The following is a 20,341-nucleotide window of genomic DNA, read 5'->3' on the forward strand; positions in this document are numbered from 1 at the left end:
CGACAGAACAGGTGACTCAAGTCAGGTTAGCTGACGATGCTTTGTGAGGTACTGAGTATACTCCACAGCGACATACATACCGGAGAATGCCACCACAACCGCAGCAAGCCACGAAACGCCCAACATACGTGGAGCAATCAACTGACTATTTATTCTGGTGCTTATTCCATAGCTAAGTATCCAGACGGCTGATCCGAGTCCGTGGATGACGAGTGGCTTGCCACCGGGGCTCGATCGATGTTGCCACGCAAACAGCGCGACACCTACTGATATCAGAGCCGGAACCCCGAACAAGATTAGATCAAACTGGGTCACACTCATATTAGGATAATTAGCAAAATGTCATATAAAGGCCATTCATGTACCGATCGCGTACTTCCCCGCTACCTGTCAGGAAAGTCGTGCGAGATACACAGGGTGTTGTCAGCACGGGAACTGCGTTTTTTATCTGAATGCTAAATCAACCGATAGAATTCGCTTGCGTGTAGGCTGCCGGAAGCTCTTTGATTGTAACGTATGTTCTGGTGACCATGTTGTGGATACATGTATCTGTTAGGTAGTGGTGTAAGAATGGATCATATTTTAATTAGTTTGTACCTCAGATCGCGGAGTTAACCCCAGAAGTTAAGCACATTATCGACTGCCCTGTCAACGAAACTTTCCTGATATCGTACGAGGAGTTGCATCGTCAATTCCTCGTCGGCAACAGTGTAGAGCGTCGTTCGGCCATCTCGAACCTCGGAGATAATCCCCTCTTCAACGAGGCGTGACACGTGCCAAGAAACCGTCGCTGGCGCCACGCCGACCTCTTCGGCGATCGCCCCATTTCGGGCCGTCTCCTCTTGTATCAAGAACAACAAGACATGGCGGGTCGTCTCGTATCGGAGGGACGACAGTATCTCACGCTCTTCACTATCGAGTTCCTCGGCGACGAACAACCGGCGTTTACCCTGATGGTCCTCGCTCATGAGCACGTCATAGTTTTCGAGCGTGTCGAGATGGTGCTGTAAAAGCCCGGTCTCCATATCGAGTTCGCGCTTCGCTTGGCTGAAGTGAACACCCGGGTTTGCTTTGACGTATTCGAAGATCTCCTTCCGCGTCTCTAGCTCAAGGATGTCTTCCTCGCCGTCGTGAGGTCGGCGTCTAACCATCTGCGTTTCGTTTCTGTGAGCCGGCTGTGGCGCGTGGGGATATCATCGTGGCTGCCAATCGAAGCGCCAGATTACTGTCGATAACAAGAGGAGTGCAATCCCGAGTGCAAACAGGCTCGTGAGCAACTCGAAGTGTGGGATACCTTCCTCGAAGAACTCGTCACCGACCTCTAACATGAGATCGGTTGCGAGTAGCGTTGCTAGCAGCGCAAGGACAAGAATACGACGGACCCGGGTGCGGTAGTAAGCGAACGCGGTAATAAGAACCACAATCATCGTCACTAAGAGCGTAAGAGCCCGGATGAACGTTTCCGGTTCAAACAATTCAATCTCCGTCATGTAATGAAATTGGGTGTGGGGGCTATCTAATTATTTGCCACGGTGGTCACACGCGACCGTTGGTTCTGGCGGTCATATTGTTGAGCGACACCACCGTTTATTCGTCGTCGCTGTCTTCGTACTCATCCTCGTCGTCTGCCTCCTCATTTTCCTGCTCATCTTCGTCGTCCATCTCTTCGTCTTCCCGCTCATCTTCGTCGGCTTCGCTCTCAGTTTCGAGGACCGTACCATCGTCTGCGTGGACGGCAACTTCAGTTTCTGAGCCGTTTGCCGTCACGAGTTCGACTTCGTAGACGGGTGCGCCATCCTCGGTTTCGAGTTCAACTTCGTCAACAGTTCCGTTGGCCTCGGCAGTTGCGATATCAATTGCTTCTTGCTCAGTGAGTGAAACGTTACTCTCCGAAATCGAGTCTTCGTCCATCTCCTCGTCTTCGCTCTCAGTTTCGAGGACCGTGCCATCGTCTGCGTGGACAGCAATTTCGGTCTCTGAGCCGCTTGTCGTCACGAGTTTTATTTCGTAGACGGGTACGCTGTCTTCGTTTTCAAGTTCAACTTCATTAACAGTCCCATTAGCTTCGGCAGTTGCGATATCAATTGCTTCTTGCTCAGAAAGTGTGACGTTACTCTCTGGGATCGAGTCGTCGTCATCAACGTCCGATACGAGTGATGAGCCACTCCCTTGCGCGAATGCTACCCCGCTGCCGACAACGGCGAGCAAGGCGATTGCAACAACGGCACCTCCGATTATTTTCCGACTGTTAGATTCCATCAGTTTCGTAGCCTCACTACGACTATACGGGACCACGTGTAAAGTGTCGTTTGGTATATGAGTCTAGCAGTGGTACACGCCTCTAACAACTCATTACATCTGGAGTCTGTAGATAATCGTAATCGCTCTACCAGCCACATGTCATCCGATAATAGACATATTTGTTAATCTGGGACGTACATGAGACACAGCGCAAGTTGGTCCGACAGCAGTATCAATAGATTGAGTCTGTTGAATCTGGTATAAAATCAATCGTGATAACGGCCTCCAGAGAGATTCCAAAACGTGCCGAGTGTAATCAAACACAGGCAATATACGGACTGTACTGACCGATTACTCTCTCTCGTACCTCGGCCTCAGTTCGTACCACATTCGCGCCCTGTATTCATCACGGAATGTTCTATCAATTTGCGAATAGTAGTGTTTCACTGAGTTCGGAAAGAGGCTTGTAGATTTGATTTACTGTTCAGATAACCCCCGTTTTCTGAACGCCTATTTTAAAAACATCCGCCACACGCGAGACCAAACGCCAAATTAAAACGCTCACCATCAGTAGCTATCGTATGCTACGGCGGACCGCGGCGGATGTTCTTGCGATCCTCGCGGTTCTCGCTGTTATCGCTCTTGTTGTCGGACAACTTACTGGTCAACCAGTCTTATTGGGATACGTTACGTCTGGGAGTATGTCACCGACACTCGAAGCCGGTGACGGCTTTGTTGCTGTCCCGGCCACTATGTCAGACGACATTGAGTCGGGAGATGTCATCGTATTTGATGCGATCGAACTACAGGGTGGCGGGCTCACGACGCATCGGGTCGTTGGGATTACCGACGAGGGGTACATCACACGCGGAGACAACAATCCGTTTCGTGATCAAGAGGGCGAAGAACCCGTGGTGACGGAAGACCGAGTTGTTGCCACCGCCCTCCAAATAAACGGACAGGTCGTTCGCGTGCCTGGGCTTGGAACCGGGATCGAAACCGTCAGGGGTACAGCCGAGAGCGCACAGACGACAGTCGCTGAGGCGTTTGGTCTTGAGACGGTGGGTTCTCGGACACTGAGTGGGCTATTCATTTCAATCGGTTTGGTACTGCTTTTGATCGTGTTCGCTGATGACTTCCGAGGTCGGCAAGGACGTGACAGAACGCGGAACCGGTCTCGATTTGGTACCAAGGGCATCGACGGTCGGTGGGTCGCACTCGGGCTAGCATTTCTAATCTTAGTGCCTGCCAATGCGGCGCTGTTCGCGCCTGCGGGCACCCAACAGGTGGTCATCGACGGTGACGACCTTCCCGGTGGTACGACGGCTGGTGAAACTGTTGAAACCGAACTTACTGCCGAGAATAACGGCCTGATTGCCATGCTGGTGCTCTTGGAGACGAGTCACCCGGACGGAGTGTTGAGCCGAAATGAGTTGGCAGCACCGCGTGGTGGGTCAGCGACGGCGACTCTAACGGTGACGGCCCCTCCGCCCGGGGAACAGGCCATCGTGACGATCTCGGAGCATCGGTACTTTCTGGTCGCGCCGCCGTCACTGATCGTCTGGCTCCACTCAATTCACCCACTTGTGGCAGTTGCTGCGTTCAACGCGTTGGTACTCGGAAGCGTCCTTACCCTTGTCGGTGCGACCTTCGGGTTTGGACGACAAAAAGTGCGGAGTCGAAAAAAGCGGAGAAAATCTATATTATACCGACTGCGATATCTGTTTGAGTAATGGACTCGATGTGTCGTCTGCTGATAGTCACATAGATACGTCTACTTACGACTCGTGTGCCTGAAAGTCAATGAACCGTATTTCGGATCTGTTGTTTCCATTTGAGCCATCTTCAAATACGAGGAAGAGGTCATTTCGATTCTTTTCATCGCTTATTTTCTCCCCAGCAGCGGCGCACTTATTAGTAGCTTGAATGACGTATTCGTCCGTGTTTTTCTTGATCTCTTTGTTACAGCTCAGTCTGACCTCGTCGCCGTCCTCATCTCCGGTCACGATGTACGCGACCAGGCCTCCGGTCGCTTTTTTTGTCCTGACAGTGAGAACGTACTTCTCGGCAGACGAAACCGGTGGGAGTACGAATCCGACTTTCAACCCACCGTCCTTGTTTCGGCTGTTCAGTGTAGCGAAATTTTCATCATTGTTACCGATGTTACTCGGGTACTCCACCGTTCCTCTCGCTTTATCGCCGGGCTGTTCAGCATCGCCCTCTCCGTTGTCGCTGTAGTTGTTTACATCAGCATAGTCCGCATCTACCGTACAGTCAATGGGGACCGGCTCACCCGCGGTTCGGTCCGTAACGACCGACACCTGCCCGCCTTCGCTCTCTGCTTTCAGGTCGAAACTGAGTTCGTACTTACCGCTGAACGTGCTCCCGGAACAGCTGATGACGACGTCTTCTCCACTAGTCGACACAGTAATAGGACTGTTTCCTCGACTGATATCGTCTCCACTTTCCGTTTTGATGTTCGAGAGACTCACGTCGGTGAAATCCCAGTTCACGTTGTTCTCCGCTATTCTGTAGACCGTGGTTTCGTCTCCGAAGCCCGAGATCTCCGCACTTACTGACTCATCGATAAGCGGCAGAAGGGCCTCAGTGTCGGTAGTCGTCCCGAGATTCACCCCTCGATCGGCCTGAATCTGTATCGCTGCATCCGTTCTCAGTGCTAATAACCCAGCTCCACCGCTGATGAACCCAATTGCGGCTCGGCGAGTCCACTTCTTATTCTCGCTCATTCTCGGAACTCCGGCGGTTCGTAGCCACTACCAAGCACCGTCTCTCGACTCTCATATACGTGATACGCGGCTGAACCGGCGAACAACACACCGATCAACGCCGCCCACACCAACTCCGGAACCGACGCCGGAAAGATACCGACCCAGACGGCAGCCACAAGTGCGAGTGAAAACGCCGATAGCCCAAGATAGTACTCGCCCCACGGAATCGAATTCCCAGGAACGATGTCCATGTAGACGTCAAGCTCTTCAGCCTCGTTCGTCAGCTCAAGCTCACCCCGCTCATGGCTGATTACGCCTGCCCGTTCTAGCCGTGGGATGTGGTTCTGTTGTATAGAAGTGTAGATGAGATGGCGCTCTTGGGAGGTGACTTTCGACCGTGGCTTGTCGTTTTCCCACGCCGCGACTTGCTCGGCGATCGACGAGAGTTCCGCTGTGCCGTCGTCGCGTTTCAGAATGTGGAGCGTGTGGCGGCGGCGCGGGTTACTCAACAGGTCGTGGATCTCGTCACTCGAAAGCGGGGAGTCGTCGGTTTCGACCTGTGTTATAGAGTTCATATGTGATTTGAGAGTGGAAGGGGATTGCTTTGCTACGTAATCAAAATGATATTTAGAAACATAAATCAGGCGGTTTTCTACATCCACGTAGATAGGGTAATACCTAGCTATTTTGTCAGACAAGAATTGAGTTATTCTGTGTTTTAGCCTACATACAGTACCGTTCTGTCCTCTTAGACTACTTATCGCACAAAATAAATCCCACAAGCCAGATTGTACGATGCGTCATCGGGTTGTACCGGTTACAAACTTAGTTCGATTGTCCGATTACGATATCTAGATTCTCTGTCTCTGTACTGGCGGTTCCGGTGCTGATCTCAGCGCTTTCTTCTTGCCGGTTGGATACAGTACTGAATTCAACTCCTGAGCCGTCTGCTGAACTAACAGAACTGCTTGCAATACTGGTAAGAAGTTGTTCCGCATTGTCATTGGCGGTGGTCTGGAATTCAACACTCGATCCGTTACCTTGCGGATCGGCGAAGGCAAAGAAGGGGTCGTACGTAAGCACCGAGTTCGGTGGCACACCCGCACCATCACTGTCTCCAGGGCCAAATACGATCGTCACATCGTTAGCGACGAGACTAACGTATTCCTCTTCGTTGTCAATATTAGCTCCGTCATCAAATGGGTCCCCGCTGTTCTGACCATATACTGATGATCCGTCTGTTGGATTGGGGAATAGTGCGGTGCCATCACTAAATAGGGTGCCATCATTAGCACGAACGGCGACGGAGTCCGACGAAATGTCTACGAGAACGTCGACTGCGTTACCGGTGATTGTCTCTGCGATTTCTTCCTGAGCATTTTGTTGCTGTGTAGGACCACCATCAAGCTCATTTATCTCAACAACCCCGTCTGGACCGGCATTGGCACCGAACACGTTCACTTCGACCGCACGCTCGGCAGTAGTTGAGGTAAACGCACCCGACCCGAACGCCGCACCTGTTCCAACTCCCACCAGCCCGATCGCACCCAGTACGCTTCTGCGGTTAAGCTTCATTTTTACACTCACACATTACAGAGGAGGCTACATATTAATGCGCCGCGTTAGCAGCCTAAATGCGCTATTTAGCTGGGTTGTTTGGCTTCAGGGACATCCTGAAGCGGCTTTTGTACGCAGGGTCGCCTACTAACGCGCCGCAATATTATACCCCTCTGGCTAGAAGGAGGGGTAATGAAACGACGAGTGGTTCTCGCGGGAATCGGTACCGCCAGCATCGGGGTTGGAGCCGCATTCGGATCCGGGGCGTTCACCTCAATCGAAGCCGACCGTGACGTTACACTCAATGTCGACAACGACGACAACGCGCAAATAATATTCAAACGAAACTCAGACGCTGTCGGGGCAGAGCGACTCATCGGTACTGACGAGAGCAACGCAGTCAACGTAATCGAGTTCTCACAGAGCGATCTTAATGAGCAGTCAAAAACCTCGTTCAAGCAGGCGCTCGTTGTGGAGAATAACACCGGCGAGAACGGTGATAGCCTCAAAGTCGATCTCTTCGTCAAGGAGGACCAAGATGTCGGAATCAGTGATGGAGGAGTCCTCGATTTTCGTATTGATGATGGGAATGACTCAACCGTCTCTATTGTCGGCAAGGGGAACAAGTCTCGACTAGACGATACCGAAACAGAACAGATAGACATTATCGTTGATCTCCGAGACGATGGTACAAACGACGGCACAAACGACCTAGATGACATTAGTCAGGTAACGTTCATCGTAGAGGCTGTTGACAGTAATTAAAAAATTTCCACGCACTCTGTGCCGTATCCCGAAGCGCTGCTGAATAAACAAGCTGGCAACGACTCCCCTGACGAACTCCGAATCGAATGAACCGCACCGTCGCCGTCGTGATTGCCGTTATTATCCTCTGTAGCGGCGCAGTCGCCACCGCAGCGGCGTTTACCGACGGTGATGAGGTCGCGCCCGATTCTGAAATGTATCTCGATGCCGCCGATAGTGAGAGCGGCGAGCAGTACGTACAAATTGACCAGAACGACGAGGTTCGAATCCGCTTCGACACGCTCCCGCCAGGGAGCCAGACGCGGATTGATGACCTGTTTGTCGTCGGGTTCGGTGGTTACGAAGACAGCGAGGCCAGCACGACCGTTCACCTCGAAAGCACTGACGAGCGTGTCGCGCTTGAACGGATGGACACGGGAGAGACCTTCAACGACGGAACGATCGAACTTCAGCCCGGTGAGTCGGTGTTGTTCGGTGCGGTCGTCTCAACGGGTGGCACAGGGTTCTCATCTACCATCGAGCTTGAGGTCGATGTCCCTGACGCCGGTACTGGTGGTGGCGGCAGCGGTGGTGGCGGCCAGGCTGGAGGCGGGGGCAGCCAAGGTGGCAGCGGTGGCGGAGGTGACACCGGTAGTGATGACGATAGTAGCAGTGGCGGCGACGGAGGTGGTAGCGGTAATGACGAGCCCACTAATGGAGATGGGGATACACCAGACGGACCGACAGAAGACGATGAGGGAGGCGAGGAGGGAGCAGACAACCCCGACGACGACACGGACACAGTCAGTGACGCCACCGATCCAAGTGTCGACCCCGACGCCGACCTCGAGAGCAGTCTGATCGAACTCGCCGGCTTCGGCAATCCGTTTTCGCTGATTTCCATTGGCGTTATCGCGATGATGTTGTCACTCAGCTATGTCTACCGGGTCCGAATAGCCACTAATGGCTTCAAGCCCAACACGGAGAAAAAATAATGACGACGACAACCGACGAAGGGATGACTACCGAGTCTAGACTTGAGTTACCAGCAGAGGAGTCGTTTGCTGATGCAGTACAGCGTGTTGTTCGGCGGGTCGATATTATTCTCCTCCTATTTCCCGCGGCAGTACTCCTTGTGATCGGGCTCTTCCCGTCAGAGGTTCGACGGCAGTTGGCGTTCTCATACGCTGACCCGAGCGTGCTGACAGCGTTTACTTCCAACTTCACCCACGCGAACAGTGTCCACCTGCTTCGGAACCTCACGGCGTATCTCGTCGTCGTCCCAACGGCGTACCTCCTCTCGGTACTTGCCGACCGCAGACAACTGTTTCATACCGTCTTTGTCGTAGTATTCGTTACATTCCCGTTCGTGCTATCCGGGCTGAACCTCGTTGTCCCCCGTGAGGCCCTTTCGCTAGGAGCATCCGGATTGACACTTGCGTTTGTCGGCTACCTCCCGGTTGCAGTTGCCCAGTACGTCCGCCGCCGGTTCAGCATCGATAATTTTGTCCGACGGAACATTGCTGCCGGCCTGTTTTTCGTAGGATTGAGTGTCGTGATCCCGCTCGCAGTTGCTGTCGTCCAACCGGGCCTCACAATCGTTTTGACGTTCGTCGCGTTCCTCGCTGTCGTCGGATACGGTGTAACGCTGCGACATTCCGGGGTCGATCGGTCGACTCTCCGTGGACCGCCGCCAGGGTTTGTTGAGTTCGGTGTCTGGTCGATCGTCGTTATTATCGCTGTATTGATAACTGCGTTCCCGGCAGACCCGTTATCGGACGCCGGGCTGGTAAACACGTACACACACTTTCTGGGATACGCGCTAGGCTTTTTGAGCAGCTACCTCGTAGTATTATTCTTCTTCGACAGTGAGTAGCTTCTACCCGTGATTCAAAGAAAAATTAGTACATAACTTGCGTCCTATAGTTACCAGCATCTACACAGGCCTTAGATTCCTCACCACCCCGCGCAGGATAAGAGTATGAGTCGCGTACTCGTCGCCGTCTGAATTGTACGGGATCAACTCGATCAATGAGAGAGCTCACAAATCAAAGCTGGTCTGTCTCTATCATGTGCTGTGAGCGGAGATCTACACGTCAGAGTCAACTTCTGTAATCTCGAATTGCGTACCACCATCAGTGCTGTTCGTAATCTGAATTTCACAATCGCTCTTTTGTAGGAGATTGTTGGTACAGTCGTCACTAGTTGAGCGGGGGAACTAACCGACCCTCTAAGCGTCTCTACCGTGAACTTCCAATTTGACTCACGCACCGCAAACCGAAAGACCGCAGTCCATCAACAATGTGCTACGCAAAGGCTAACGGAGTCAGTGAGTGTCAGCTGTACCATCGAGTTTCCGCCTTTATCCCGGTGAAATGCCGCGTGTCAGCAACCCTCTAAGTTTCTGTCTTGAGAAATCCTTGGCTCTGTTGAAATCCTCTTCTTCAGATACATTATCGACTGAAACAGCCGGTCGATGAGAACTGCGAATTGACCGGACTGAACTCTGGCGATTCGGATCCCGTTCCGAACACCGTGAAAGAGACGAGTCGCGCATGTAGCACTACGTACTAATCCACCGTCTTGACGCCGGTAATCACAAATCGTGCGCCCCCCGAGATACTCTCCGTAACCTGTATCTCCCAATCGTGGCCGGTAACAATCTGCTGGACGATATTCAAGCCAAATCCCGTCCCGTCCGGATTCGTCGTGAACCCGGTCTCAAAAACTCGATCACGCTCTTCGGGTGGAATTCCAGGTCCATCATCGGCGACTGAGAAGCCGTCTGACTGTGCTTCGACGGTTACCTCTACATCTGCCCCGGCGTGTTCAATAGCATTTCGGAATAAGTTCTCGAACAATTCCCGTAATCGGGACTCATCCGCAAGTATCTGCGTATCGGAGCCTGCCAACCGCAGGTCGGCGTCGATCGTTGCGACTGAGTCCCAGGCTTTCGTCACGGTGTCGAACAACGACACTGGGTCTGTCTCCCCGACCGGTGTGTTCGTCCGTGCGAGCTGTAACAGCTCAGACACCAGCGAATCCATCCGTTCAAGCGCGTTGTCAACGAGAGTTAGCTCATCGCGGTCAATGTCTGCCTGTAGCATATCGACATAGCCCTGCGCGACGTTGAGCGGATTCCGAAGGTCGTGTGAGACGAGCCCGGCGAAATTCTCCAGACGTTCGTTCTGCTGTTGAATTTCACGCTCCTGAGCCTTGCGTTCAGTAATGTCTTTGATTGTCCCAAAGTGGTACGGCGCCCCGTCAATCGTTCGCTGCGTTGTGACCGTCGCCACGGGCACGCGGTTCCCACTGTACTCATGGACAGTCTCCGCCTGCCGTGTGTCACCGTCAGCGAATGAGTCCCAGTACGCGTCGAACGTATCGGGGTCGACTTCGGGTGCGACCTCCCAAATCGCTACTCCGACCAGATCGGCCGGCGTGACTGAGAACAGCTCAGCGTAAGAGTCGTTCACGTAGATATACCGACCGTCTTGTCCGTATATCCCGACGCCGACGCCGACTGCCTCGACCATCTGCTGGAAAAACTCGGAGGAGAGGTCATCCGGTTTCGAGTCGCCGTCGCTCATATGTCGTATTCTCTGTCGGCTGGTTACTTACTCTTTGGTAGGTCCGCACCGACCGATGAGCCCTTCACCTGTATTGTGCGATTGGTCGTCGTCAGGATCCGCAGGTGCCAATAAGGCACCTATTCAACAGTGTGTTCCCAAATTACTGCAGCGTTTTCGCCGATTACTTCGCTTGGTTCTCTTCCACCTGCGCCATCTTTTTTCACCTCTGTTGGGTTCCAGACTATGCGAATTGTGATCCCAGACAGGTCCCCAACGCCACCGAGTTTTATCGTCTCTCCTGCTGTCCAGTATTCGCCAACACCGGATTGATCATTCCCCTCTGTCAATTTCTCTCCGACCGTTGCGTAACCACCATTTGGGTCCGTATCTGGGCCACCAATATCGACTGGCTCTGTTGCGACGATCAGCACCCGGTTTGCACGGATTCCACCTCCATGTGTGAGGGTAACCTCAAGACGCTCATTAGGACCACTTTCGTCAAGCAGTTGTTGCTCAAATGCGGCGTTTGGGGCTGGTTCTATAGTGTTGCTAAGATCGTAGAAGTATACAGAGATGGTTGTTGCTAAAACGACCACAACCGCGACCATGAGAATTGTTGCGATGACAGGAGTAACAGCGCGGTCATCCTTACTCATTAGCTCAACTAATCTCTGCTTGATAAAATATCTATAGGGTTGACAAGCTATACATTCTCTACAGAATTCATTCGAGAAACCAATCCTCAATCACCAGATATCAAGTTCATCATAATCTATTGTAGCTGCGGCAGATGTTGGTTACACTGCGATTGACTTGCTGAAATCATCTGAATCTGATAAAAACGGCGTGCGAGATACAGAGGATGTACACAGCACAGCGATACCGTCGGAAAAACTCGGGTCGCCACATGGGGTGCCACAGTGCCGTACAGACAATCAGTTCACGCTCTTCGAGAGCTCAGCCCCCGTCTTGAATTTCACATCATCCGACGCACTCGCAGCGTCTACTAAGTGTAACACCGGCGCATCCACCGCCACGTGCGTCAGGGCCACCCGATCACCGCCGCCTCCTCCAGACCGAGACCGAAGAAAGTCACTCATCACAGGATCCTCAGGGTCAAACGAGTCCGCTGAAGACACTCCCGCCTTGACCAACTCATCGACCGTTCCTGAGTCGATTCGCGCCCCCCGACGAGCACGCTCACTCAGCCCTGCTCGTGCCACTAAGTCACTGAGCCTATCTCCATCAGCGTCAGCAGAGTAATCGAAGCAGCACTCGATACCAATCACCTGCGCCGCCCCAGCCATCGACAACACCGTCGTCGAATTCTCGTACAACGCAGCATCGTCGATAATCCACCCGCCTGAGTAGATGAGCTGCCCGTCGCTTAGCCCTCGACTCACATATATGAGGGCCGGAACCGACTCCGGACACCCTGGTGGCTGGACCATCACCTGCGCTACTGTCAGGTTGAGCAATCGACCCTGCTGAGCAAGTTCAACAGGCACGTCATCCATTTTCTTTGCCCACGCATCCAACCCGTCCGGCTCGAACGGCTTATGCTTAACCGGGCACACCACGACAGACACACCACCCTCAGCAGACGGTGGAGAGTTCGTCACAACAACTTGACCGTCAGCAGTGCGCTCAGCAACGAGTCCACCGCCCGTCGCCACAGGCCCCGTCATCTCCGCAACGAAGTGGGGTGTTTCCCCGCACACCGCACCCGGGGACACAGTGGAACTGACATCGTCACAATCACCGCTCTCATCCGGGCCAGCATACTCTGAATTCCCCCACGAGTACACCTTACCCTCACCATCGGACCGACCCGTCAGGTAGGCGAAGAGCCGCTCCGGCGTCACCGCGTCCTCGATACTGCCGTTTCCACCCGGAACCTCAGCATCAGGCAAACACACCGAGAACCGTTCCGCAACAACAGGCTTCTGCTCAAGATATCTGAAAAGCTCCGCCTGCTCTCCCGGACTGAACAACTCCGATGAATCAAACCCGACTGGTGGAAGCAAGTAATCTCCGACGAGGATATCGTTCCCGTCACCACCACTGTCAAGACCGAAAGCCTCCCACTCGTCGTCCTGAGCGTATTCTTGCGCTCGGACAACGTCTGTCTCCCTATCTGCGACGTTCGCCAGTGCCGCGACACAGGACTCGTCTGAACATCGCTCCAGCACTGCCCGCATCTCGGCCAGCACTGCTTCCATGTCACCTAACGCCTCAGTAATCTCTTTCTCCGTCTCCGGATTCCGCCCTGTCCGCGCACTCCGCTTCGAAATTGCTGTCGCAGCCGCAGTCGTCGCCTCTTCGAGCTGTGCGTCAAGCCGCGAGACGCGCCGGAACGTCTCATCGTCTTCGTCGATATCGTCGTCGATGATATCGCTGGGGCCTGCGATACTCCGATTACTTCGGGGCGAGTTGTAGTCCTTACCGCGAACGTCGTCGTCAACACCATCGGCATCCTCATCCCCGTCAGGAGCCCGGGTTTTTGATTTGTTACTCCGAGAGTTGTTGTAGTTCGCCGCGGTGAGCGCGGTCGAAGTTACCCACCCTTCCAACTCAACTCGCCCAGCAAGCGTCGGAGTCAACCGAGCGACGTGCGGTTCGCCAAAGATCTCGTCTTCGGACGTGAGTGTGACCTCCGTTTCATCGTCATTCCAATCCGCACCTGCGAACACTGCCGCAGGCGACGACCCTGTGTTCGTGACTGACGACGCGACTTGGCTCAGACAGCCACTTAGCGCGCCGATTGCGACGGCGCCGCTTGCTGTGAGTAACGCCCGTCTGCTTGTGGTAGCACGTCGCATGCTGTCTGCGTGACTATCACGTCGTCGTGAATTCATAATCGCGCAGTAGAGGTGATGTGTTAGTATAAATCTTCTTATACTTGCGGTATTCGTATGAATTAGCGTGCGGCGGATTCGCGCCCTGTATTCATTACAGAATGTTCTATCAATTTGCGGACAGTAGTGTTTCATTGAGTTCGGGAAGAGCCTTGTAGATTTGATTTTACTGTTCAGAAAACCCCCGTTTCTGTACACAGATCTTGGCTTCGAGCCGAATAGATTTGAAGAGAGTCCCCGTCAAACTCGCTTCTAGACTTTATTTATCAGCAACTTCAGAATGTTTAGGGTATGGCCTCTCATCACCGAGATATCGGTAGAACGCATCTCTTATTCTAACATGAGCTATTTCGTCATCAATCACGTCTATTTGTTCTTCTATATTGTCCCACGTATCTGATGCGGACTCATCTGTACTCAAGCTCTTTTTTACTTCTTCTAATTCAAAGAAAATATTGAATAATGCCTGTTCACCGACTTGATTCAATAACCAGGTATTTTCCATGTACACGTCTTCAGCAGACTCTTTAGCTTTCCTTAGCGCTTGATTCTTCGGTGATGTATTCTCGTCATCTCTCGTTCTGAACGATTGTATGTATTCAAGATAGGACCTCAGTCTCCGAGCATTCTGAATATCATTCCGATACACAGACAGGACTTGACCAAATGACACTGCTAGCACACCACCACTTAACGCTGCTAGCACAGACAATACGTTTAAGATCATAGTTGAAAAACAATATAATTCAAAATAAGTGTAACGCCGACAGTGACGAATAAAAGGAAGTAGGGAAAACAATAGAGCCCACACATTCTGCTATCTATGAGTCGTTCTCCTGGTAATCTTCCAAACTGCTTAATACGAACCCGAATGGAGTATTAACTGCCTAGGGGTGGAGTTGCCGCCGCATGGCGTACTCCACTACTTCCACATGTCGACCAGCTGCGCGGCCAGCTTGATCACCTCCAGAGCCGTTTTAATCTCCTTCAGCTGGTCGATCGGGGACTCACCTCGGTCGTCGGAGTCATCCTCGTCTGACTCCTCGTCGTTGTCACTCATCGGTGGAGCTTCCGGAGAAAGGCTCTTCCGACCGGCCTAGGGGCGGAGTCGCTGCCTTTATCCAATAGCAGATGGGGGAGAATCACCTAAAAAGGCACCCGATCGGACCGGCAGTGAGGTGTTTCTACAATTCCAACAGTACCTCCTAGGAGCCAGAGTTTAGAGAAACGTGTTTTGTCGATTTCTCAAAGGCGCATGCGTTGGTTTTATTATAAAATATTCGAGAAATACAATCATGTCAGCACAACAGATTAAGGGGATCGGCACATTGATGCTCGTCGTCTTTGGAATCCTGCTCCTCAGTGCAATCTACTGCGGATTTGCTACCGTGTTCCCAAGTACATTTCTCGGGGCTGGCGCTTGTAATGTGATCATGCCATAGCAACCACGTTGCCGTAAGAACCCTAGTCCGTGTCGAACAGTACCGCGTAGAGCCGCTCGCCGCCCGTGTACTCTCCCGGCTCGTCGAGCTACTGTCAGGCGTCTCGCCAGTTCTCGATACCCGGGTGTGTGTTATGACTCGCACGGCTCAACCTTGGTCGTGTTCTCGTGTAGGTCTATCTTATTTATTTCAGTACGGGTTTACACGGCTTTGCGAGAACCACTTCCTTCTCGGTGCTTTTTAGACACTATATGAGGGTGTCATAGATCAGTTTACATACCCTCTGTATAGCGATCTGTGTCAAGAGTAGCTGTATTTTCCAACGCTATTCTTCGAACTCAACGAGACAAATACTTTCTCGTGTCACTCATAATATCCGTTCGATGACACACTCGCTATATGATTTTTTGAATCGACCCAGATTATGGCGAGACACACGATACAGCCAAACAACGTCCGAATTCTCTGAAATCAGCGATCCAATCCACAGACGTCCTCGTTATGCAACGGACCAAGGATGGCTGACTAGCCGAACAATCTTGTTCATGAGGCTGTTTAGTGCTTTTATGAACAACAAGTTTGTCCAAGAGTTACTCGCAGATCACTCGCAGAATCCCCGGAATTACGGTGAGCTTCCCTCTCCCGATGTTGAGGCAGCAATGACAAACCCACAGTGTGTCGGCCCAACGCACCCTGAAGGAGACCGAGTTAGACTTCAGGTAGTTCTCAGTGATGATGGGACCACAGTCGAAACAGTCCGCTTCACCGGTGACGGGTGTACACTGTCACAAGCCGGTGCCTCACTATTGTCTGAGCAGATGGTTGGTGTCTCCGTCTCGGAGATTGTTGAGTGGGACTCCGAATATATTGAAGAGCATGTTGGAATGGACTTGACACCACCTCGGCTCCAGTGTGCGGAGTTGATTCTGACTGCCTTTCGGCAGGCTATTGAGGACGGACCCACCAATCCCTCTAGTTGATCAATCTCGGTGTAGTAACGCTTCAGTTGTGGTCTGCTATATCGCTAGTATAGACCGTTCATTCGCGTTTCCCATTGGACTGTTCACTAGCATGCGCCTAAGAGGTCCGCTCTTCACACTTGTAGCGGTCCGATCGAAATCCCGCGCCCGCTGACATCGATACCCGGGGGGCAAAGTGATATCATGTCCGAGGAATCATCGCCGCAGTCTATCAACAACGGATCGTTCCCATAGAGCACCGGTCTTCATTATCCTCATTTTTTATTATTCAAATATCTTGTCTTATGTATAATTCGTGTTTTTACATGGCAAACATATACTTTTGTATTCAGCCCATTATGTGAACATGAGTAGTTTCGCAAAACCAGAGAAAAATATTATAGAAACCTTTTGTGGTTACTTAGCGAGACAAATTTTCCCCGATTTAATCAGATCACTCGATCATTATACTCTTGTGGAGGTTGATGCTGATGAGTGACTTATTATTAGCTGCCGCAGCGGCGCTTCCGCTCACCGTTGCCGCGACGCTACTCGTAGGGGCACTTTGGCCAGCAGCAAAAGCGATGCCGATCGCTTGGCTAACAGCAGTTATCGTAGCCGCCACCGTCTGGCAGCTCCCGATCAGATGGATTGGAGCAGCAACGGCGTGGGGAGTACTCCTTGCCATCGAGATCCTGTGGATCGTGTTCGGTGCGTTGGTACTGCTATACACTCTTCAGCAGGCAGGCGCGATCTCGCGGATCACTTCCGGATTCGCCTCAATCAGTAGCGACCACCGAGTCCAAACCATTCTCGTTGGGTTCTTTCTTACGACATTTCTGACAGGAGTCGCAGGGTTTGGAACTCCTGCAGCGATCGTCGCACCCCTGTTGGTCGGCCTCGGGTTTCCAGCGCTCGCAGCAGTTATTGTCGCGCTCGTTGGACATGCGATCGCGACCACGTTTGGTGCGGTCGGCGTACCGATTCACCCCGGCGTGACACAGGCAGTAGGATCGATTAATGGAGTTTCTGTGGCCGAAGCCACAGCGTTCTCCGCTGATGTAAGCGGGCTGGTCGGTATCTACCACCTTCTTCCCGGACTGTTCATGCCGTTGGTTACTGTCTCAATGCTCGTTTATTTTTTCGGAGACACCACCAAGCGGTCGCTCACAGCAGTACGGCCCGTCATTCCGCTCGCGCTGTTCGCTGGAGGTGCGTTCATCGCTCCGTTCGTACTAACTGCCACGTTCGTTGGTCCGGAGTTTCCATCGATTATCGCGCCGATGGTCGGCGGCGGGCTGACAGTTACTGTGCTCAAGCGTGGCTTACTCCTCCCACAGAATGAATGGCGACTCCCCGCGGAAAGTGCGTGGCCAGAGACGTGGACGGGGCTAACAGCCACTGGGAAAGCGACTGACTCCGAAACCGGGTCAGGCACCATGACAGATGGCGGTACAAGCATCTCGCTCGTTCGGGCGTGGGTACCGTACTTACTCCTCGTCATGCTCCTCGTGGGGACGCGTGACTTTACCCCGGTTGGAAGAGTGCTCACTGAGATCAATGTGTTTGCTCCGACGTGGGTGAATATATTCGGAACGACAATCACGAACGGTGTTGAGTGGGCATACGCCCCGGGTACGTGGCTCGTGGTAACCGCACTCGTTTCCATTCCACTGTATGGGCTTTCGTACACCGAGATCACGCGCGCCTGGAACAAAGCCGGAAAAACAGCTGTCGGTCCCGCTGTGGCACTCGTGTTTATTATCGCCACCGTCGGCATCCTGCTACACTCGGGTCAGTACACAGGTGTTCCCGGTGATCAGAGCATGATGCTAGCACTCGCCGATGGTATCGGAAGTATCTTCGATGGGATGTATGCTGCCGTAGTGGCACCAATCGGCGTGATAGGGACGTTCGTGACCGGATCCGTTATGGTTTCTAACGTCACGTTCAGTCCCATGCAGTACGAGTTGGCCGGTGAAATGGGTCTTAACCAAGTCCACGTCGTCGCTGCACAAGCCGCTGCGGGGGCGATGGGCAATGCGATATCCATCCATAACGTGATCGCTGCACTAGCCACGGTCGGTCTCGTCGGCAAGGAGGGGATAGTGATCAGAGTGAACCTGCTACCGGTCGTTGGTTATACGATCGTAATTACTCTGTTGCTCTCAGTTACTGTTGTGTTCGTATGATTACTCACGTTCATCGATGTACGGAGCATTGATGTTCGGTTAAGCGCGAACGGGGGTTCTGTGGGATTTGAGCACCGCTCGATTCCGTCGCGTACGCCCGATTCAGGTGATCTTACAACGTGTATATTATTACTGAGAGTATTAACCGAACACGGATGGTCAGTGAACCTACTCCAGTTGAGCGATAGGCTATAGTATCACGTTTTGGGGTTGCGGCCCCTATCTCGATATGTAGTCAGACCATCCCAGACTGTCGACCTTAGGACGGCTCCCAGCCAAGGTATATTAAACTCACAGATCTAGCATAAACAAGGATATGCCCTGTTCTGACTGTAGCCATCTTCTCATCTTGGACCATAACAACGAGAAACTGGTGTGTCCGAATTGTCTCGATATCCAGATCGCGGACCAGGACGAAATTGAGGAGAAAGTTAGACGCGACCGGCAGTTCCTCCGTGATGAGAACCTAGTCCAACTTATGCAGGAGTACGACAAGGGCCACCTACTCCTCTACCTCATAGAACGTCTCAACAAGGTCTCGTACAGCTTTTACGAAAACCGTCGCCTGAAGATGCGGGAGTTCGCCTACATCAACTACCTAATCCAAATCGTCTATACGGCGGACGAGAGCAGTTTCGGAGACAAGTACTTAGACCGCGGCGATGAACTCGATGAGGAAATCGACACGCTACTCTCTACGCAGGCGGAACTCGTGAGAGCGCTCAAGCACGTCGAAGACCGGTTCCGGCTTTGTATCGAATACCCGGTCCCGATGTCAGATGGGAAGTTCCTGTTCGGGGACTATGATCTGCGCGACACGGAATATCGATACTGCTTCCAGCGGTGCCTGAAAAGCCTGATTGGGGGACGGGAAGAGGAACTTGAGCTGTTCGACAAGACCCACGAGCAGATCCGTAACTTCGAGAGGCCGTCAAGCGACGATATCGACACGCTAGAGGACTTCGGCGACACGTTTTATGGGTTCATCCTCTCGATGCTGTTCATCGCGTCGGCCGACAACACAGTCGGGGACATCTACGGCACTATGATGCCCGACCATGTCTCGGTATTCGGTCTCTCGGACCTTTTCGACCGGATCGACGGCCAGTTCGTCAACGAAGATGGGGAAGTTATGCTTCAGGACAGTAAACTCGCGTGGACGACCGAGGAGGGACTCACACAGGCCGGGGAGGACACCTTCGGCGACGACTGGGAAGAGGTCCGGGAGTACGTCGTGGTCGGCAGGGACAACCTCGACGCCCACCCCTTCCTGTTTGAGGTCACAGTCAACGTACCCTATTACCAACAACAGGGCCGCCCGCCGAAGACCCGGGAACAAACACGGTTCATCTATCCGCGATGGTACGCCCAGCTACTTCGATACCAGATATTTCCCCTCCTTCAGAACGGCAACGCGGATAGCGGCCACGAGATTCTGAACACGGTCGCCACGCGGCGAGGGAAGCAGTTCGAGGAAAATCTGTACGCGTATCTCACTGATCAGGGTTTTGAATGCTACCATAGCGCGGAGATCCCCGGTGAAGACTCATCTGAGATCGACCTGCTTGTCGTGAACGACGAAGAGGGCGAACTCTGGTTCATCGAATGTAAGTACCTGATGCCGGAGATACTGATGAACACCGCTGAGGGCGTAGAGGATCTAAATGCTAAGTTCGACCACAAGGTCTTCAATATAGAGGCGGACAGGTACGGGGGATCGCCGACCGGACTGCCGTTCCCGGAAAAGGTAGAAACCTGGCTCAGACTGAGCCCAGCTGACCGATTTACTGCTCAAGATAAGGATGGCGAGGAGATGGAATACGAGATGAAGGGCGGCTGGCAGGATCTAAAGGTACGGAAGATGGTGGTCTCGAACCTCGTCCCATCGTACATACAGAAGGACACGGTGGAGTTCAGGACAGATATGGAACTGCTGGAGATGATCGAAGACGAGGATGACGTGTACACGGTGGAATACTGACTATCAATCGGTGTCTTCAGGGTCAAATGTCGATCGATGGCTACTTGGTCGCATTCTTATGGGAAT

At 52.7% G+C, this 20,341-nt stretch carries 21 protein-coding genes; 9 read left to right on the forward strand and 12 right to left on the reverse strand.

Annotated features, from left to right (window positions below):
• Positions 1-21: 21 nt before the first annotated feature.
• The 4 genes from DQW50_RS18880 to DQW50_RS14755 all read right to left on the reverse strand — a co-directional run bounded on the left by DQW50_RS18880 (position 22) and on the right by DQW50_RS14755 (position 2,259).
• Positions 22-321: a histidine kinase N-terminal 7TM domain-containing protein gene (locus tag DQW50_RS18880; protein WP_112080030.1), complete on the reverse strand. Its 300-nt coding sequence runs from the start codon at positions 319-321 to the stop codon at positions 22-24.
• 290 nt (positions 322-611) lie between these two features.
• Positions 612-1,151 (reverse strand): winged helix-turn-helix transcriptional regulator, encoded by a 540-nt coding sequence (locus tag DQW50_RS14745; RefSeq protein WP_112080031.1) that lies wholly within the window; start codon positions 1,149-1,151, stop codon positions 612-614.
• Positions 1,152-1,193: 42 nt separating this feature from the next.
• Positions 1,194-1,490, reverse strand: coding sequence for a hypothetical protein (locus DQW50_RS14750; protein WP_112080032.1), 297 nt, complete (start codon positions 1,488-1,490; stop codon positions 1,194-1,196).
• A gap of 97 nt (positions 1,491-1,587) precedes the next feature.
• The gene (locus DQW50_RS14755) at positions 1,588-2,259 is read right to left on the reverse strand and encodes a PepSY domain-containing protein (RefSeq protein WP_112080033.1); all 672 of its coding nucleotides are present in this window, start codon (positions 2,257-2,259) and stop codon (positions 1,588-1,590) included.
• Between the two features lie 563 nt (positions 2,260-2,822).
• Between DQW50_RS14755 and DQW50_RS14760 the strand changes: the two genes are divergently transcribed.
• Positions 2,823-3,974 (forward strand): signal peptidase I, encoded by a 1,152-nt coding sequence (locus DQW50_RS14760; protein WP_112080034.1) that lies wholly within the window; start codon positions 2,823-2,825, stop codon positions 3,972-3,974.
• Between the two features lie 45 nt (positions 3,975-4,019).
• On the opposite strand, the gene DQW50_RS14765 is transcribed toward DQW50_RS14760, so the two are convergent.
• The 3 genes from DQW50_RS14765 to DQW50_RS14775 all read right to left on the reverse strand — a co-directional run bounded on the left by DQW50_RS14765 (position 4,020) and on the right by DQW50_RS14775 (position 6,545).
• Positions 4,020-4,988, reverse strand: a complete 969-nt coding sequence (locus DQW50_RS14765; RefSeq protein ID WP_112080035.1) for a hypothetical protein — start codon at positions 4,986-4,988, stop codon at positions 4,020-4,022.
• Complete coding sequence (locus tag DQW50_RS14770; RefSeq protein WP_112080036.1) at positions 4,985-5,545, reverse strand: hypothetical protein; 561 nt, start codon at positions 5,543-5,545, stop codon at positions 4,985-4,987. The genes DQW50_RS14765 and DQW50_RS14770 overlap by 4 nt, the downstream gene beginning before the upstream one ends.
• A gap of 250 nt (positions 5,546-5,795) precedes the next feature.
• On the reverse strand, positions 5,796-6,545 hold the full coding sequence (locus tag DQW50_RS14775) for a hypothetical protein (RefSeq protein ID WP_112080037.1): 750 nt from the start codon (positions 6,543-6,545) through the stop codon (positions 5,796-5,798).
• A 174-nt stretch (positions 6,546-6,719) separates the two neighbouring features.
• Here DQW50_RS14775 and DQW50_RS14780 point away from each other — a divergent pair, with 174 nt between their 5' ends.
• The 3 genes from DQW50_RS14780 (at position 6,720) to DQW50_RS14790 (ending at position 9,147) form a co-directional block, all read left to right on the forward strand.
• Entirely contained in the window at positions 6,720-7,292 is a 573-nt protein-coding gene (locus DQW50_RS14780) for a hypothetical protein (protein WP_112080038.1), read from the forward strand.
• An 86-nt stretch (positions 7,293-7,378) separates the two neighbouring features.
• Positions 7,379-8,266: a hypothetical protein gene (locus tag DQW50_RS18245; protein ID WP_112080039.1), complete on the forward strand. Its 888-nt coding sequence runs from the start codon at positions 7,379-7,381 to the stop codon at positions 8,264-8,266.
• A complete protein-coding gene (locus tag DQW50_RS14790) occupies positions 8,266-9,147 on the forward strand; it encodes a hypothetical protein (RefSeq protein ID WP_112080040.1) in 882 nt (293 codons plus the stop codon). Before DQW50_RS18245 ends, DQW50_RS14790 begins: the two co-directional genes overlap by 1 nt.
• A 694-nt stretch (positions 9,148-9,841) precedes the next feature.
• Here DQW50_RS14790 and DQW50_RS14795 read toward each other — a convergent pair.
• The 5 genes from DQW50_RS14795 to DQW50_RS17925 form a co-directional block, all read right to left on the reverse strand.
• Positions 9,842-10,861 carry a HAMP domain-containing sensor histidine kinase gene (locus DQW50_RS14795; protein WP_112080041.1) on the reverse strand — a complete coding sequence of 340 codons (1,020 nt, stop codon included), beginning with the start codon at positions 10,859-10,861 and terminating at the stop codon, positions 9,842-9,844.
• Positions 10,862-10,980: 119 nt separating this feature from the next.
• Positions 10,981-11,499 (reverse strand): type IV pilin, encoded by a 519-nt coding sequence (locus tag DQW50_RS14800; protein ID WP_112080042.1) that lies wholly within the window; start codon positions 11,497-11,499, stop codon positions 10,981-10,983.
• 279 nt (positions 11,500-11,778) lie between these two features.
• The gene (locus DQW50_RS18540; RefSeq protein WP_241964447.1) at positions 11,779-13,536 is read right to left on the reverse strand and encodes a hypothetical protein; all 1,758 of its coding nucleotides are present in this window, start codon (positions 13,534-13,536) and stop codon (positions 11,779-11,781) included.
• Between the two features lie 424 nt (positions 13,537-13,960).
• Positions 13,961-14,428, reverse strand: coding sequence for a hypothetical protein (locus DQW50_RS17655; RefSeq protein ID WP_127341342.1), 468 nt, complete (start codon positions 14,426-14,428; stop codon positions 13,961-13,963).
• A 195-nt stretch (positions 14,429-14,623) separates the two neighbouring features.
• Positions 14,624-14,761: a hypothetical protein gene (locus DQW50_RS17925; RefSeq protein WP_157964878.1), complete on the reverse strand. Its 138-nt coding sequence runs from the start codon at positions 14,759-14,761 to the stop codon at positions 14,624-14,626.
• 235 nt (positions 14,762-14,996) lie between these two features.
• On the opposite strand from DQW50_RS17925, the gene DQW50_RS17930 reads away from it, so the two are divergent.
• The 5 genes from DQW50_RS17930 to DQW50_RS14820 all read left to right on the forward strand — a co-directional run bounded on the left by DQW50_RS17930 (position 14,997) and on the right by DQW50_RS14820 (position 20,275).
• Positions 14,997-15,143, forward strand: a complete 147-nt coding sequence (locus DQW50_RS17930; RefSeq protein WP_157964879.1) for a hypothetical protein — start codon at positions 14,997-14,999, stop codon at positions 15,141-15,143.
• Between the two features lie 566 nt (positions 15,144-15,709).
• Positions 15,710-16,123 (forward strand): iron-sulfur cluster assembly scaffold protein, encoded by a 414-nt coding sequence (locus DQW50_RS14810; RefSeq protein WP_157964880.1) that lies wholly within the window; start codon positions 15,710-15,712, stop codon positions 16,121-16,123.
• Between the two features lie 346 nt (positions 16,124-16,469).
• On the forward strand, positions 16,470-16,601 hold the full coding sequence (locus tag DQW50_RS18660; RefSeq protein ID WP_255417645.1) for a hypothetical protein: 132 nt from the start codon (positions 16,470-16,472) through the stop codon (positions 16,599-16,601).
• A complete protein-coding gene (locus DQW50_RS14815) occupies positions 16,594-18,294 on the forward strand; it encodes an L-lactate permease (RefSeq protein ID WP_112080065.1) in 1,701 nt (566 codons plus the stop codon). The genes DQW50_RS18660 and DQW50_RS14815 overlap by 8 nt, the downstream gene beginning before the upstream one ends.
• 316 nt (positions 18,295-18,610) lie before the next feature.
• Positions 18,611-20,275 carry a hypothetical protein gene (locus DQW50_RS14820; RefSeq protein ID WP_112080044.1) on the forward strand — a complete coding sequence of 555 codons (1,665 nt, stop codon included), beginning with the start codon at positions 18,611-18,613 and terminating at the stop codon, positions 20,273-20,275.
• Positions 20,276-20,341 lie beyond the last annotated feature (66 nt).

This window comes from Halorubrum sp. 48-1-W (genome assembly GCF_003287355.1).
In the GTDB taxonomy this organism is placed as follows: Archaea; Halobacteriota; Halobacteria; order Halobacteriales; family Haloferacaceae; genus Halorubrum.